The organism is Pseudoalteromonas lipolytica, assembly GCF_900116435.1.
Lineage (GTDB): Bacteria > Pseudomonadota > Gammaproteobacteria > Enterobacterales > Alteromonadaceae > Pseudoalteromonas > Pseudoalteromonas lipolytica.
The window spans coordinates 192,010-209,036 of record NZ_FPAZ01000004.1 but is presented as its reverse complement, the minus strand read 5'-3'; the positions used below and the strand labels follow the sequence as shown (position 1 = coordinate 209,036).

Below are 17,027 nucleotides of genomic sequence, written 5' to 3'. Positions count from 1 at the left end.
TACACCTAAGCGCGTTGAGTGTTAACAATACTGTTTTCGGTACCAAAACCGTTTGGAATATACCCATCAGCTTGATGATCGTTATCCCAAACTTGGCCATTGATCAGATAGCGGAAATGAAATTCTTTATCCAATGGCAGACGTTGCTTACACTTGAATACTTGTTCTTTTTTACTGAACTTCATTGGCACAGGTTGCCAATCTGTAAATTCAGCAACTAATTGCACATCTTCAGCATCAGGGTGCTGAAATTCAAAGGTGACTTCTGTTTCGTCTTTAGTCTTAAAAAAACGTTTACTTAACATAGTGGGCTCCAATTCAACCAATCGGTAAATTAATCCTTGCCACAGTGCCGTGTTCAACTACTCAACAGACGGAGGCTGTGCGTTACATGATTTAAAACAACGTCCAATCTAAAGCATGCATTTTGCTTTAGTTAATCAAATCTATATTTACGCATTATGACAGTGCAATTTTTTATTTTTCGCACCATTTCAGTGCGCAAAATAAATAAAAGTACTCAAAATCATATTGCTTATTCAATAGGAGCAATAACCGAACCAAGTTGAAAATAAAATACACTTAATTTTCAGGCTCTTTTATTGTTTTGATCAGCGCATACTCATAAAAGTAGTTAACAAGTAGACAGGGGTAAAGTGAATAAAATTTAAGTCAAAAATAGAGTAAAAACACTAACGTAGATGCAAAATTTTTCACTTGCAAAACTATTAACAAATTAATTACATTAAAAAGACTTTGTCTATTTTAGTGACAAACAATATACTGGAAAAACTCAGAAGTGGGTTAAAAACTATTTTACCCGGGATGGTAGCGACTAATGACCAACGCGTTTCGTACATTATCTATTTGTATTATTACCTTAATTGCATTTGTGTATGGTTTAAATATTTTATTAACGAAACAAGTTAATGATTTAGCGCATTTCAATAATAATACGCAGTTACAATCTCAGCCAAAAGTAAACACTCAGCTAGAATCTGCACCATGGTATAATATGGTGTTTAGAGGTCAGCAACTCATTAACAAAGATGAGCTACAGTATGTTGTAGTCAAATCAACACCCACTTCATTTATTACTATCAGTGCATCATCCCTGTTTTGGTCAACGCTCCTCTCGCCCATCAATATCAGTATATTTTTATTGCTCGGTTTAGCGATTAGTTGGCTTATCAATATAAAAAGACAAACAGAAAACGATACACACACCTTAACTGAGCTCAATAATCAACTATCAAACCTTCTCAAATCCTTACATTTAGCGCGTAATAACGATACAAGCCAACCAATTGTAAGCCAGCTAAAAACACACATTCATACATTAAGCTCACATATTACGACCTACACCCACGAATCGCAGGTCAGTATCTGCCAAGACAAATTAACGCTGTTAATTGACCGCCATGCCTATATTGAACATTTAACAAGGCAATTAAGTCTGGCTGAAATCGATAAGTTAAATTGCGCGTTATTATTCATCGATTTAGATGGGTTTAAACAAGTTAACGATTCATTCGGCCACAGCTTTGGTGACGAAGTGCTTATTCAAGTTGCAGCCCGTTTAACCAGTGTGGTACGCCACCATAAACTTAACAATGTGTCTGCTACAAATGGGCTTGAACAAAACTTAGCGCGTCTAGGCGGTGATGAGTTTTCAATCTTTATAAGTCAGCTCGACCACAAAGATAAAGCCCTAGAAATTGCGCAAAATGTATTGCAAGAAATCGAACGCGATTTTGTGCTCGGCAATAAACTGATTAAAATTAGTGCAAGTATTGGTATTGCCGTTTATCCCGATAGTGCAGCAACGCCCCATGCATTATTACAAATGGCCGATGTTGCAATGTATCGCGCTAAAACAGATGGTCGCGGTATCTTTAAGGTGTACTCCCCCGAAATGGGCAATAAAATGCGCCGTTATCACTATTTACTTGAAGAAATGCGTTTGGCGATTGCCTGCGAGAACTTTCATTTATCGTTCCAGCCAATTGTGCACGTAGAAAACTGCACTATCGATTACTTCGAAGCTCTCACCCGCTGGGATCATCCGGTAGAAGGCGCAATCGCACCTGCTGAGTTTATTCCTATTGCCGAAGAATCGAACCTGATCCTCGAACTAGGCGATTGGATTTTACTCGAATCATGCAGACAAATGTCAGCGTGGTATAACGCAGGGATGAAAAAAGTTAAAATATCGGTGAATATATCAGGCATTCAACTTAAACACCGCGCTGTGTATGATTGGGTAATGAACATATTGGCTAAAACAGGCTTGCCTGCAAGTGCCTTAATGTTAGAAATAACCGAATCAACACTTATTACAGCCAGTAAACACATTATTCAGCAACTTGAGAAATTACGAGCCAGTGGCGTCACTATTGCAATTGATGACTTTGGAACGGGTTTTAGCTCGTTAAGCACGCTGGCTGATTTACCAATCGACGTCATTAAACTCGATCGTCTGTTTATTGCCCAAGCGAATAGCAATCCTAAATACAATGAAATACTGCATTCAATCAGTGAGCTTGGCCATAAATTAGGACTAAAAATTGTGGCTGAGGGTGTCGAAGAATTTGCCCAGTTTGAACTCGTAAAATCAATGGGGATACGCAGTGTACAAGGTTATTTAGTCAGCCACCCAGAATCATCAGTGAATGTTGGACACAAAGTCTTGCAAGACAATATTAACTTTATGGCCGCGACAGGAACTGGGGTATGGAATATACAAAGATAAAGATTGTAGGGTATACTACTTTACATCTTCCAAAGCCATTTCCTTGTTAATGTTAAAGAAAAGCGTATTCACCTTTTTTATCCTTGCCGTGACTGTTGTTGCAGCGCTGGTCGGGTCTTCTATTTACACCCTTTACAGTAAAAAGCGATTAACTGTTGATCCTAAAGTCAAAGAAATCTCTGGTATTGAATTTGATAAATACAAACGGCTTTGGGCAATAAACGACAGTGGCGATAAGCCCAAGTTATACCGCCTTAACCAAGATGGTTCAATTGCCAAAGAAATCCTTGTCACTAATGCCAAAAACATTGACTGGGAGGACATGACCCAAAACACCTTCGGGCATTTCTTCTTAGGCGATTTCGGCAATAATAAAAACGACAGAAAATGGCTAACAATTTATAAAATCGAAAACCCCATTGATATCAAAGGGGACACAACTGAAGCCGAAATCATCAAATTCACCTATCCAGAAATGGATGGCACCCCTATTGAGCCTGACAAACGAAACTTTGACCTAGAGGCCTTTGTCGCCTTCGGTCGTCATTTATACTTATTTACTAAAAATAGAACAGAACCATTTGATGGTATAACGAATGTCTATAAAGTAGGCGATCACGCTGCTAATTTTGACGCTGAGCTGATTGATTCATTTCAGACCTGTACCACATTAGAAAAGTTATGTTGGATCACCTCCGCGGCTTTAAGCCCCGATAGAACTAAGTTGGTTCTTCTCGATTCAACAAGTATCTGGCTATTTGAAAACTTTAAAGAAGACAAATTCTTTTCGGGTGATGTATCACGTATCGACCTAGGTATCGTTACTCAAAAAGAGGCTGTCACCTTTTATGATGACAACACCATCGTGTTTACCGATGAAGAATTTAAAGGCATTGGCGGCAATGCCTACGTCATAAAACTGGATGAAGTTGAAAAGAAAGTTATTCGTAAAGCAAGCAACTAACCCAACATTAAGCGCTAAATGGCCCTATTAGCGCTTAAACTTTGTTTCTAATATTACCGACGAAGTTGTTCTTTCTACTCCATCTAGATTACCTATATCATCAAGCAAATGACTCAATTTTTCGAGGTTTTGAGCTTGTACGACTGCAATCAAATCAAATTCACCACTAATCGCATAAAGCTGAGAAATTGCGTCAATTTGCTTCAGTTCTATATTCGTTTTTGTGGTTAACTTTTGTTTCACCTTAATTGATACATGCGCTGAGACCATTTGGCTTAAATAAGCATCACCGTAATCAACGCTATACCCTTTGATCACACCCGACTCTTCCAGCCTTAACATCCTACTTTGTACCGTAGAGCGTGATAAATTTAAGGCCCTTGCTAAATCCGACACACTTGCGCGAGCGTTAGTTTTTAATATCGCAAGCAACTTTTCATCTTGAGGAGTTATCATTTTGTTTAATTCTTTCGTCAATTTGCTTTTTATTTTAGTCAATTTACACAAAATAGCACTGCAAATTTAAGTTCGCAAACCAGATAATATAAATAATTGATAAGAAAAATAATCTCATCGTGCGTAACTAGGCAGGAACGGCTTAACTAACCTAGTTTTTGCAATTTTAATTTTTTCATATTAAGCCAGATTTAGGTGCAACACATGCAAGTAACAAGAGAATTATTCAATGACGTAATGGTGCCAAACTATAACCCTTCAGAGGTTATCCCAGTTCGTGGCGAGGGTTCACGCGTGTGGGATCAAAACGGTAAAGAGTTTATCGACTTTGCAGGTGGTATTGCAGTGAACTGCTTAGGTCATTGTCACCCTGCCCTTGTTAATGCATTAAAAGAGCAAGGCGAGAAAATTTGGCATTTATCAAATGTAATGACGAACGAACCGGCATTGCGTTTGGCTAAGAAGCTCACTGATGCGACCTTTGCTGATAAGGTTTATTTTGCAAACTCAGGGGCAGAAGCAAACGAAGCAGCTTTAAAACTCGCGCGTCGTTGGGCATTAGATGTACATGGTGAACAAAAGAATCAAATTATTGCCTTTAATAAAGGCTTTCATGGCCGTACATTTTTTACTGTAACGGTAGGTGGTCAAGCGGCGTACTCGGATGGCTTTGGTCCAAAACCAGCTGCCATCGATCATTGTGATTACAATGACCTTGCTGCATTTGAAGCGCTTATCAGCGACAACACATGTGCGGTTATGATGGAACCTTTGCAAGGTGAAGGCGGTATTATTTCACCAACTAGCGACTTTGTTAAAGGGGTCCGCGCATTATGTGACAAACACAACGCACTTCTCATTTTTGATGAAGTACAAACGGGTGTTGGCCGCACAGGCGCTCTATACGCTTACCAAGATTTAGACGTAACACCTGATATCCTAACAACAGCAAAAGCACTGGGTGGTGGCTTCCCTATCGGTGCCATGATCACCAAAGCTGATATTGCCGAGCACCTAAAAGTAGGGACACATGGCTCTACTTATGGCGGTAATCCATTAGCGTGCGCTGTAGCTGAAGCGGCATTCGATACAGTTAACACACCAGACGTGCTTGCTGGAGTTAAAGAGCGCGAACAACTTTTACGTGATGGCTTAAAAGCCATTAACGAAAAATACGACGTATTTAGTGAAGTACGTGGTAAGGGTCTATTATTAGGTGCAGTGCTTAACAGTAAATATGAAGGCCGTTCTCGTGACTTCCTCGTTGCAAGCACTCAGCACGGTTTAATGAGCCTAGTTGCTGGCACAAATGTTGTGCGCTTTACGCCTTCTTTAGTGATCCCACTTGAAGATATCAAAGAAGGTTTAGCACGCTTTGAAAAAGCGGTTGCAGACGTTGTAAACGGTTAATCCAAGTTGGCGTGCTGTTAATTCAGCACGCCATCGGAGAGCAATGAATGCAAGTATTACGTCCAATTACTGCAAATGATTTTGCAGCTTTAAAGCAAATTGCCATTGAATCGGGCCATGGTTTTACCTCACTCCCGGTTGATGACAATTTATTGCTAGAAAAAATTGACCGCGCTGAACGCAGTTTTGCCAAAGACATCAATAAACCACATGATGAAACCTATTTATTTGTTTTAGAAGACAGTAAAACCGGTCAAGTCATTGGTACCACAGCCATTGAGGCTGCGGTAGGTATGTCGGTCCCACTTTATCATTATCACTTAGGTAAAACAGTCCATCATTCTCGCACGCTTAACGTGTATAACACGGTTGATATTTTGAGCATGTGTAATGATTACACAGGCTGTTCCGAAATTTGTACCTTATTTTTACGTGAGCAAAACCGTAAAGGGTTAACCGGGCGATTTTTATCACGCTCGCGCTTTTTATTTATGGCGCAGCACAGTGAGCGTTTTGCAGACACCGTTATCGCAGAAATGCGTGGTGTCAGTGATGAAAAAGGACATTCACCATTTTGGCAATGGTTACAAGAACACTTTTTTAGTATTGAGTTCCCACAAGCAGATCACTTAGTGGGCTTGGGCGATAAAGTATTCATTAGCGAACTCATGCCAAAATACCCAATTTATGCCAACCTTTTAAGCAAAAAAGCGCAAGCTGTGATTGGTAAAGTGCACGAAAAAACCAAACCAGCACTCAAACTACTCGAAAAAGAAGGGTTTGAGCATCGCGGCTATGTTGATCTATTCGATGCAGGCCCCACGGTAGAAGCAAAACTTGGCAATATTCGCAGCGTTCGTGAATCACAGGTATGCCCTATTACCATTGCTGAACTGGCGCATATAAACGAAAAAAGCTCAGACACATTGGCAATCTGCAATCAAGGTGTGAATGACTTTAGAGCCACATTCACAAAGCATGCTCATTATAACCACGCGAAACACACGCTTATTGTCAGCCAAGAAGTGGCCAATGCACTTAAATTAAAACAAGGGGATGCAGCGCGATTTTTCCGCCTGTAGCCGCTTAAGGAGATTACGGTGAGTCAAATAACTCAAGATACGCAATTAATAAATAACCAGTGGCAGCATGGTCTAGGCCACGAGTTCAACTCTGTTAACCCAAGCAATGGTGATATTGTTTGGCAAGGTAAAACAGCCACAGCAGAGCAAGTGGATGCTGCCATAAAAGCAGCACGAGAAGCACAACTAGACTGGGCAGACAAAACCGTTGATGAACGCATTGCAGTATTAGAGCGCTTCGCAGACCAATTAAAAGAACATAGCGAAGAGTTTGCAACAATTATTGCCCGTGAAACAGGTAAGCCATTATGGGAAACGCGCACTGAAGTAGGCGCGATGACAGGTAAAATTGCTATTTCAATTAAAGCATACCACGAACGTACTGGCACAACCGAAAACCCAATGCCAGGCGCCAAAGCGTTTATTCGACACAAACCACACGGTGTTGTCGCAGTGTTTGGCCCTTACAATTTCCCTGGTCACTTACCAAATGGCCACATTGTTCCTGCTATTTTAGCGGGGAATACCGTGGTGTTTAAACCTTCTGAACTGACCCCCCATGTTGCAGAGTTTACATTAAAACTGTGGCTAAAAGCCGGTTTACCAGCAGGTGTCATCAACCTTGTACAAGGTGAAGTGGATACTGGGATTGCCCTTGCCAGCCATAAAGATATTGATGGTTTATTCTTTACCGGCAGCTCAAACACAGGTCACCTATTACATAAACAATTTGCAGGCAACCCAAGTAAAATTTTAGCGTTGGAGATGGGCGGTAATAACCCGCTTATTGTAAAAGATGTCGCTGATATCAACGCTGCGGTTCACGATATCATTCAATCAGGTTTTATTACCTCAGGTCAACGCTGTACCTGTGCACGCCGATTATTCATTGAGAATACACAAAATGGTGATGCTATCTTAGACAAATTAGTGGCAGCAACTAAGCACATTGTCGTCGCAGATAGCTTTAGTGAAGAGCAGCCATTTATGGGCGCCATGATCAGCGAAAAAGCAGCGCTTGGCATGGTTGCTGCGCAGCAACAACTTATTGAAATGGGGGCAACTCCCCTTGTTGAACTAACACATCTACAACCGGGCACAGGCTTTGTAAGCCCAGGAATTATTGATGTGACGAATGTAAAAGAGATGCCTGATGAAGAGCACTTTGGACCACTCATCAAGGTATATCGCTATACAGACTTTGATAGCGCGATTGAAGAAGCAAATAACACCGCATTTGGTTTATCTGCCGGTTTATTAAGTGATGCAAGTGCAGACTATGATCACTTCTTAAAACGTATTCGTGCTGGTATTGTTAACTGGAATCGTCCAATAACAGGGGCTTCTAGCGCCGCACCGTTTGGTGGTATTGGGGCAAGCGGAAACCACAGAGCAAGCGCATACTATGCAGCAGACTACTGTGCATACCCTGTTGCTTCTGTAGAGGCCGACAAAGTTAACTTACCTCAAACCCTTGCGCCGGGCTTAATTATTGAATAATTGATTGGCGGTCTTACCGCCTTAAATGAAGGAATTTAAAATGCACACAGATGTAAATGCCCTATTTGAAAAACTATGGGATAACTATTTATCAGTTACGCCTTCGGCAGTGAAAGTTCATGAGTTACTGGGTTCGACACAAAAAGATGATGTAATAAACGACCACATTGCATTACGAACTTTTAACCATGAAAAGATTGGCCTAGAAAAGCTCGCAGCCCACTTCTTAGCCGTGGGCTATAAAGAGTGTGGTGAATACCACTTCGAAGCAAAAAAACTGTATGCAAAGCACTATGAACATTCAGATCCGAAACAACCTAAAGTGTTTATTTCTGAATTACTTGTAGAGCAATGTTCAGCAGAGTTACAAGCCATTGTTAACGACATGGTAGAAAAAATTGATGCCGATGCCGTCAATGCTGATAACTTTTTATACTCAGGGACTCATTGGCAAGTAAGCTCAGACACTTACAAAAAACTATTAGCTGAGAGTGAATATGCAGCGTGGATGTCAGCATGGGGCTACCGTGCCAATCACTTCACAGTTAGCATTAACGAACTTGCCAAGTTTGATAACATTGAGAGCGTAAACCAAGCATTGAAAGACGCAGGCTTTGCACTCAATACCTCTGGCGGTGAAATTAAAGGCTCACCAGAGGTACTTCTTGAGCAATCATCAACTTTAGCTGATGACAGTGAAGTAGAATTTAGTGATGGTAAAATGGCAGTACCAAGCTGTTTTTACGAGTTTGCGCTACGTTATCCAAAACCCGATGGCGAACTTTACACAGGCTTTGTGGCGGCCTCTGCTGATAAAATATTTGAAAGTACCAATGCACGCTAATTAGCGGCAAGGTTCTGCAATTATAGAATTGATGAATCCCCTTTTTAAAGGGGATTTTTTTTCGTTTAACAAACAATATTAATCCATATAATAAATATTATTAATCGATTTATATCTTTGAAAAATAACAATAAAAAATTATTTTTATTTTCCTAAAAAATTTTATTGCACAAATAAAAAACCAGATCTATTATCTCGCTGCTTCTTGATGATAGCCAATCCGAGTACATTACAAACCCTGTTTGTAGCAAGGCGATAGAGCAACTATCCAAGAGTGAATTTGATTGCACACCCTTTATAAATATGTGCGCTTTTAATGACACTCAACTGACTCGGACTTCCATTTTTACCGAGCGGTTGCTTAATTGCCGGAGAGTAAAATGGCTATTTCAACACTTACACAAGACTTAACAATCAAAGTACCTGCAGCTACGGTTGCTGCAAACCAAACATTACATTTTGCACAACCGTCAAATCAACTTATTGAGCAATTAGTTGCACAACACGGTGCCCCGCTAATGGTTTTAGACTGCGAGTCTGTTCGCCAACAGTACCGAGCTTTAAGCCGTGCTTTGCCGGGTGTGACTTTATACTTTGCACTGAAACCACTCCCGCATGCTGCTGTTGTACGAACTTTACTTGAAGAAGGTGCAAGCTTTGACTTAGCAACCAGTGGGGAAATTGATTTAGTTGCAAACCAAGGCGTGCCCAGTGAGCGTACTATTCACACTCACCCAATAAAACGCGATGCAGACATTCGTGATGCACTTGAATACGGTTGCAATGTGTTTGTGGTTGATAACATCAACGAACTCGAAAAGTTCATTGCATACAAAGACGACGTTGAACTTCTTGTTCGCTTAAGCTTTCGTAATGCAGACTCATTTGCTGATCTATCGAAAAAGTTTGGTTGCAGCCCTGCAATGGCGATTGACATTATTACCTACGCACAGCAACTGGGTATTCGTATTAAAGGTTTATCGTTCCATGTTGGTTCGCAGACAGCAAGCCCAAGCAAGTACGTTACAGCAATTTCAGCATGTAACCACGTAATTAATGAAGTGACAGCGCTGGGATTACCTGCATTAAGCACGCTTGATATTGGTGGCGGTTTCCCTGTGCCTTATAACAAAGATGTACTGCCTATTGATGAGTTTTGTGCGCCAATAAACGACGCGTTAGCGCAATTACCAGACACCGTTCGTGTAATTGCTGAACCCGGCCGCTTTATTGTTGCCGGTGCCGTCACCAGTGTTGCATCAGTCATGGGTCAAGCTGTACGCGAAGGCAAACCATGGTATTACTTAGATGATGGTATCTATGGCTCATTCAGTGGTTTACTTTTTGACGAAGCGAGTTACCCGATTGATTCATTAAAACAATCAGGCGAGCGCGTAGAATCGGTACTGGCAGGCCCAACATGTGACAGTATTGACGTAGTAAGTGAGTCAATTATGCTACCAAAACTAAACAACGGTGATTTAATCATCAGTCGCATGATGGGTGCATATACATTAGCAACCGCAACCGACTTTAACTTTTTTAAACGTGCAGAAGTCATTGTGTTAAACGATGTTGTACACGTTGATGCACTAACAGGTTAACAAGTTCCTCGACAAAGCATGCAAGGCAAACATGCTTTAACTCTACAAAACGCAGCTGCTCATTCCAGCTGCGTTTTTTTATTAAAAAAGCCTTTTCAAATGAAAAGGCTTTAATTATTAAACGACTTAGAGTGCTGTCTTAAAACTTAAAGCTTGCGCTTAAACGAACATAACGCGGCTTTTGATAGTTAGTTGCTAACAAGTAATCTGGGTTAGCTGCACCTCGATAACCACCAAAATCCGGATCATATGCTGAAATAAACTCTGCAGTTTCATTGTATTCCGTTATTTCATCATTGTTGAATACATTGAATACATCCGCTCTAAATGTTAAGTCATGCTCAGAAATTTTCATGTTATATTGCAGACTTAAATCTAGGTTCCAAGTGTTTGGTGTGCGTCCTGCACTGCCACGAGGCACTAGCTCACCGTCTTTATAGAATGCTTCTGCACCATATAAAGATGCAAAGGCATCAGTTGGGTGTAGACCAAATGCTCCATAAGGACGACCAGTACGCCAGAAGAAATTAGAACCCATTGTTAGGTTTTCTGTAATTTCATAAGCAAACTGCATCTTAACCTGATGGCGTCTGTCATTTGGTAAGTTACCAGACGCACCATCCGTTAAGCCTGGTTGGTCAAAGTTAGTTGTTAAACCAGCATCGGTCTGTTCATTATCTGAACGAACATAACCTTCATTATTACCCCAGCTATGTGACCATGTGTAGGTAAAGTCTAACATCCAGCCATCAGCCCATGCTTTATTGAAGTTCACATCAACAGCACCATACTGACGCTCAGCTTTAGGATAGCCTAAATCTGAATTTGGAATCGTGTAGGCTCCGTATGCAAGTGGACCATCGCCATCAGGGTCAGTGGTAATTGTTACGTCTTCACCTGGATTTGTTAGTACATAATAATGGAAACCATCACACATGGTACATGAACTACCAAACTCTCGCTCAACATAATCGTTAAAGCCTTTATCGATAGCGATATCTTCTAATGAGCTTTTCAAGTCACGGTATGTTGCTTTTACACCCATACTCCAATCTTCAGTTAATACCGTTTGGAAACCTAAGATAAACTCATCTTGATACATTGGCTCAATGTCAGCGTTAACTGTTTCATCCGTGCCTTTTAACGTACCATCAGCAAGGATATCTTTTGCCGACAATGCTTCTCCAAGAATAGGCGCCTTCGAAATATCATCTGCAATTCCTAACACTTCGAAAAACTGACGAGTGTACAGTTCATCACCAGCTAGACGAATGTTGGTATTTGTTGCAACTGGTAAGAAGTAACGACCGTAGTTTGCAAATACTTTAAACTCGCCTTCACCGAATGGGTCCCAACTTGCACCTAAGCGCGGCGCCCATTGATCTGACACATCAACAAATTTTTGATTTTCTTTATTATAGTTTTCGAAGGTTTCATTACGTAAACCAAGTGATAGGGTTAAGTTATCGGTCACTGTCCACGTATCAGTAATATAGTATGCAGAGCTTTTCGTTGTGAAATCACCGTTGTTTATATAAAACTCTTGGCGAACCACACCACAGCTAGACGGATCACCGGCTTTCACAGCATCTAAATCATCACAGCCTTGATAACGATAAGCAACACCACCTGAACGTTGAGTATTCTCAGTAGAATCAAGCTCTTCATAATCTAGACCAAAACGTAGTGTATGAGAATCTGTCGCATACCAGTCAAAATCAAGACGATATGCAGTACGTTTATCTTCTTGTAAACTAGGCGAGCTTAAGGCCCACTCGCCTAAATCAGTACCGCTAAAGCGCTCGTAAACCATAGGGTATTCACCAAACGGACTCGAACCAGCGTTTACATTACTGTAGTTCGCTTCGTTAATTCCACCCATCGCACTGACCGTTAAAGTGTCAGATAAAATACCTGTGTATTTTAATGAATAAGTCTTACCACCGCGTTTTAAAGTATAGTCACCTCGACGGCTAGTAATTTGACTTGCCTCTGGATCCCAATTGTATTTAATACTATCAAGATCACTTGAACTATCCCAACCCGTGAACTCTAAGATGTGATCATCTGTAATATAGTAATCAAGTTTAAGTGCTACAAATAAGTCGCCTGACTCACGTTCATACTTATTAGAAGTTGATGCATAGTCAGAGACACGTTCGTTGTAATTAACTAAACCAAAAAAGAATAACTTATCTTCAACAATTGAACCGCCAGCCCATAAGTTATAGTCATTTTCACCAACTTTACGCTGACTTTGGTCGCCATTAAAATATTCAGTGCCGTAAAGATCGACCCCTTCCTCTGTACGGTATGTTTGTGGAATGTCTTCTGCCATTGAGCTTGGCTCGAAATAGGTGCTCGCACCCCATACAAATTCATTTGTACCACGTTTGGTTGTCGCGTTGACTACCCCACCAGTAGAGCGACCAAATTCTGCAGAGTAGCCACCGGTTTTAACTTCAAATGTATCGTAAAATTCAAATGGTACATCTGCACCACCTAAACCGTTTCTGAAGTTAGTTACGTTCATGCCATTCACATAGTAACTATTTTCACCCACTGACGCGCCACCAAATGATGCTAAATTACCGAAACCTGCATCACCTTGTGTCGTTCCTGGCGCTAATAATGCAACTGAAGTTACATCACGTGCGACTGGTACGCGTGCCAATAATTCTTGGTCAACAAAAGTAACAGACTCACTTGATGAAACATCAATTGAACTAATTCGATTACCCATCACTTCAATCACTTCAGGTTTTTCTCCTGATGCGTATAGCGTCACAGGTAAACTTGTTTTAACACCCATATTGATTCTTAAACCAGACTCTTGAGCCAGTACATAACCGTCTTTTTTTACAGACACGGTATAAGAACCCGTTGGTAATAGAGGAAAACGGTATGAGCCATTTTCTGATGTAACAAGTGTACGTGTTAGGCCTGTTTCTTCATTTTTTATTTCTATTACAGCCCCTGACAATTGCTGACCCTGGCTAGATTCCACAACACCTGTTAAAAAGCCCGATGATGCACTATCTGCAGCCATTACATTGTGTGCGCTCAATGCACCCATAATAGTCAACGCTATTATGCTTTTTTTATAATTATTAAATCCCATTTGGACACCTCTCGTTATTGTTACCAAAATGTAACATATCTTTTCTATCACTATATCGTTTACAACAACAGTAAGATGAGTAACAAAAATAAAAACATAACGTTAGCATCATGTAAATTAGCGGAAAGGAGGTTATACGGGGGCTGTAAGAAAAACCAGGCTGTTTACATAAAAGAAACAAAAGCATATATCGTAAACAAAAATTTACGATATATGCTAAATTTAGATGGAATTTGCTTTATATAATTATTGCATTACTTTTGAGTTTTTTATTCTCAAATAAACAAAGGTTTATAGTCATTCTCAAGTTGTTCAAATGACAAGTTGCCAATAAAACGCCCGAAACTGAGCCACGTAGCTAAACCTCTTAAATCTTTGAAATGTGGAGGAATAAATTTAGGATCTTCAATCACTCCTAAGTCATGTAATTGTGAGATAAGCCTAAAATCATCAATTGAGATTTTGCCGACTAACAATAAATGTAATTGATCAATGCGACCTAACTGAATTGCAACACGGATCAAGTTATACACCAACACAAAACCTTTAATGTAAGCAATGTCTTTCGTAAATGGCAGACCCGTTGCAGTGCTTCCTCTAAAGACACGTTGCGTTAACGTATAGCTGTCGTCTTTACTTAGCCCTTGCGCAATATAATCTCGATAAATATCAACAAACTCTGCACCATCAATTACTTTGGTAATACCTTGAATACGATTAACTAATTTAGCTAACCGCCTTGGTGTTGACTTAAGCGTAATTATTTCTGTCAAAACAGCTAAGCCTTCTTGGGTAACTGTTGAGCTTGGCGTGCCCTTACTTAAACAGGTTAAATAAGGTTGAGCTAAACCATTTTGCGTGGTGCCGACGTGGATCCAGCCTTCATGCACTTCAAGAATATCAAGTTCTCGTTGTGAGAATTTCACATCTTGATTCAGCTTAATATTGTCAGCCCCTGCTGCTGCATCACTGACAATACCATCACTTAAAATAACTTCTACATTTATACCCGGCATACTCTGCTTCACTTGCTCAGCCAGAATCTTTACCGCATCCACTGCCTCAATATTTTTTGGGTCATCGGGTAAAATGTCTGCATCAAGCATGCTTTTGAGGGGTTGTTCTAACATCGTAGCCAATTCAGCAAGCGAAGGCTCACCCGCATGGAATAAATCTTTTGGGTGACCAAATAACTCCACCGACAGGTCATGAAACTCGGGGGTTCCACGATATTCAATCATACTAAGTACGGTTTTATACTCTGTGCACATTTTACTCATGTACTGTGCAATAGGATTTAACTGACCGAGTTGACTGATGATATCGCGGTTAAGATCTGAAAATGCTCGGCGTAAATCACTTGGCACAAAACCAAGGTCACGCTGTTGGTAATAGGCTTGGTCAACTGTCGGGTTTTTTTGACATTTATGTTTAAAAAACTCTTCTTTGATCTGTTTATCCCAATTAATCGCATCAAGAATTCTGATCGGAGTTTGTAGGGCGATTAATCGGTCAGATAATTCGCGAGTTTTTGTTAATAATGCCTTATCAATCATGCTTTAAGCTCACAAGTAAATGAGCTTTGAGCATAGGCTAAATTCAGTGAATTACAAAGCAAATTCGCAGCGTTTTGACTAAAATTTTTCGCGTTTTGCAACACGCTTTCCATTCTCAAAGATTAATAAACTTGGCACCGAATTTATCCCATATTCAATAAATAAATCATTACCATAGTCAATTGAAACCGGCATATTGGCGGTAAATTTTTTAACATACTCAGCGACCGCATTGTGGTCTGTCCAAAGCTGGCTCACTTTTACTTCCACATCAATTCCCTGTGCTGCAAGTTCATTAATGTACTTTTGAGCAAGTACACATTGCTTGGCCATTTGTGGACGGGTATCAGCTAAATACCAATCGCACCACGTTGTTGTAAACAACACCGCTTTTTTAGCGTCTTTGGGGATCACTAATTGCGTGCCACTCTTTTGCTTTTCATTAAGCAGCCTTACTTTATCAACTCGGCCATTGTGTGAGAGTAACCGTAACGTATTATCGAGCGGCTGATCGGCATCATGCCCTTGAAAAATCACATTTTGATTATTATCAATTAAGACATGAAAAGGCGTACCTAAAAACTCATAATGCTTTGCAACCTTCGCTGTATGGTCTGTGTACATAGGCATTGTGAGTGAAAACTGGTTTTCAACTTTCGCAACGGCATCCGCGTTATCATTAAGGTCTATATTGATAGCGATAAACTGAATTTTATCACCGTACTGTTCATAACTTCGTTGAAAATGTGGCATTTGCTGCATACAAGGTTTACACCAGGTGGCCCAGAATTTTAAGTAAACAGGTTTTTGTCCAAATAGGCTATTAAGACTAACCTCTTCGCCTGTGTGGGTTTGTAAAGTGAGTGGAGGTTGCGCTGACAACGGACTTCCTATACTCATAAGTAACGTGAATAAAATTGTAATAGCTAAACGGCTCATACGGTCACCTGCAAATAGAAAACAGTTTAGTGGTGGGGTGTCGCTAAGGTATTGTAAATTTTCGACACGCACGGCACTTTTTTTGTTTTTTAATGACCTAACGCAAAACACTGGCGTATGAATATTCACATTACACAAAATAGCACTAAACTTTTTATAGGTATTTAACGTACTGAGAATAAAAGGAGTCATCATGAAAAATGAATTAGACGGTAAATTAATTCTTTCTGTTTACGAAAAAATTATCCAACACGGTGAAGACCATGAAGACGGCAAGCTCTATGAAGGCATTTGCGCTTTCTCTGATATTGATGGCTACACCGTTTACTTAAAAGGCAGTGGTGTTTTGCTTCGCTTTGGTTTTCATAATACTTATCACCTTGATTACCAACATGAGAAGAATAAAGACGACTTTATAAAGAAAATTCAATTTATTGCTAACGAGGAGCACTAACTTAACAATGTCGCGACGTGTAAAAGCTGAATCAAAGCAGCAAGTTGCTTACATAAATGAGGTAATTAGCGCACTGAAGGATGATCCTCGTAAGTTAGACATCATTCGTAAAAACTTGGACTTTTATCGCGAACAAAGCTTTCTCAAACGAGGTTTCTTGCTAGCAATAGAACGTTTCGATTGGGTCTTTGAAGCCAGTAACGGTGTAGACGAAGTGTGTGCGCAAATTATTGCCGATGATTATATCGGTAAACGTTTACGCCGTTACCCTTTGCTGTACAAAGGGGTAATCAACCGCACTTAAAACATATCTTATCGCTAAAAACATGACCCAGAGGTCAAAAA

14 protein-coding genes are annotated in these 17,027 nt (G+C 40.3%); 9 read left to right on the top strand and 5 right to left on the bottom strand.

The genetic code is table 11. The annotated features are described in order from the left end of the window. Nucleotides 1–5 precede the first annotated feature (5 nt). Nucleotides 6–305: an isoamylase early set domain-containing protein gene (locus BM378_RS05385; RefSeq protein ID WP_036972063.1), complete on the bottom strand. Its 300-nt coding sequence runs from the start codon at nucleotides 303–305 to the stop codon at nucleotides 6–8. 533 nt (nucleotides 306–838) lie between these two features. On the opposite strand from BM378_RS05385, the gene BM378_RS05380 reads away from it, so the two are divergent. Both BM378_RS05380 and BM378_RS05375 read left to right on the top strand, forming a co-directional pair. Continuing rightward, nucleotides 839–2,752, top strand: coding sequence for a putative bifunctional diguanylate cyclase/phosphodiesterase (locus BM378_RS05380; protein WP_065979024.1), 1,914 nt, complete (start codon nucleotides 839–841; stop codon nucleotides 2,750–2,752). A 49-nt stretch (nucleotides 2,753–2,801) separates the two neighbouring features. Continuing rightward, entirely contained in the window at nucleotides 2,802–3,716 is a 915-nt protein-coding gene (locus tag BM378_RS05375; protein ID WP_036972067.1) for a hypothetical protein, read from the top strand. Between the two features lie 27 nt (nucleotides 3,717–3,743). Here BM378_RS05375 and BM378_RS05370 read toward each other — a convergent pair whose 3' ends face one another. After that, entirely contained in the window at nucleotides 3,744–4,172 is a 429-nt protein-coding gene (locus BM378_RS05370; RefSeq protein ID WP_036972068.1) for an Lrp/AsnC family transcriptional regulator, read from the bottom strand. A gap of 204 nt (nucleotides 4,173–4,376) precedes the next feature. Here BM378_RS05370 and BM378_RS05365 point away from each other — a divergent pair, with 204 nt between their 5' ends. The 5 genes from BM378_RS05365 (at nucleotide 4,377) to BM378_RS05345 (ending at nucleotide 10,612) form a co-directional block, all read left to right on the top strand. Then, nucleotides 4,377–5,582 (top strand): aspartate aminotransferase family protein, encoded by a 1,206-nt coding sequence (locus BM378_RS05365; protein ID WP_065979022.1) that lies wholly within the window; start codon nucleotides 4,377–4,379, stop codon nucleotides 5,580–5,582. A 47-nt stretch (nucleotides 5,583–5,629) separates the two neighbouring features. Beyond that, entirely contained in the window at nucleotides 5,630–6,664 is a 1,035-nt protein-coding gene (gene astA / locus BM378_RS05360) for an arginine N-succinyltransferase (RefSeq protein ID WP_036972072.1), read from the top strand. A gap of 27 nt (nucleotides 6,665–6,691) precedes the next feature. Further along, nucleotides 6,692–8,164, top strand: a complete 1,473-nt coding sequence (astD, locus tag BM378_RS05355; RefSeq protein WP_074988812.1) for a succinylglutamate-semialdehyde dehydrogenase — start codon at nucleotides 6,692–6,694, stop codon at nucleotides 8,162–8,164. Between the two features lie 40 nt (nucleotides 8,165–8,204). After that, on the top strand, nucleotides 8,205–9,008 hold the full coding sequence (locus BM378_RS05350) for a DUF1338 domain-containing protein (RefSeq protein WP_036972074.1): 804 nt from the start codon (nucleotides 8,205–8,207) through the stop codon (nucleotides 9,006–9,008). Between the two features lie 380 nt (nucleotides 9,009–9,388). Beyond that, nucleotides 9,389–10,612 (top strand): type III PLP-dependent enzyme, encoded by a 1,224-nt coding sequence (locus tag BM378_RS05345; protein WP_036972076.1) that lies wholly within the window; start codon nucleotides 9,389–9,391, stop codon nucleotides 10,610–10,612. 139 nt (nucleotides 10,613–10,751) lie between these two features. Here the strand turns inward: BM378_RS05345 and BM378_RS05340 are convergent, their stop codons facing one another. From BM378_RS05340 to BM378_RS05330, 3 genes are all read right to left on the bottom strand, one after another. Then, nucleotides 10,752–13,733 (bottom strand): TonB-dependent receptor, encoded by a 2,982-nt coding sequence (locus BM378_RS05340; protein WP_036972078.1) that lies wholly within the window; start codon nucleotides 13,731–13,733, stop codon nucleotides 10,752–10,754. Nucleotides 13,734–14,008: 275 nt separating this feature from the next. After that, complete coding sequence (locus BM378_RS05335; protein WP_036972081.1) at nucleotides 14,009–15,289, bottom strand: flavohemoglobin expression-modulating QEGLA motif protein; 1,281 nt, start codon at nucleotides 15,287–15,289, stop codon at nucleotides 14,009–14,011. 78 nt (nucleotides 15,290–15,367) lie between these two features. After that, nucleotides 15,368–16,228, bottom strand: coding sequence for a redoxin domain-containing protein (locus BM378_RS05330; RefSeq protein WP_074988811.1), 861 nt, complete (start codon nucleotides 16,226–16,228; stop codon nucleotides 15,368–15,370). A gap of 193 nt (nucleotides 16,229–16,421) precedes the next feature. Here BM378_RS05330 and BM378_RS05325 point away from each other — a divergent pair, with 193 nt between their 5' ends. Together BM378_RS05325 and BM378_RS05320 are read left to right on the top strand one after the other, a co-directional pair. Beyond that, nucleotides 16,422–16,682 (top strand): DUF3081 domain-containing protein, encoded by a 261-nt coding sequence (locus BM378_RS05325; RefSeq protein WP_036972083.1) that lies wholly within the window; start codon nucleotides 16,422–16,424, stop codon nucleotides 16,680–16,682. 7 nt (nucleotides 16,683–16,689) lie between these two features. Continuing rightward, nucleotides 16,690–16,986, top strand: a complete 297-nt coding sequence (locus BM378_RS05320) for a hypothetical protein (RefSeq protein ID WP_074988767.1) — start codon at nucleotides 16,690–16,692, stop codon at nucleotides 16,984–16,986. Nucleotides 16,987–17,027: the final 41 nt, after the last annotated feature.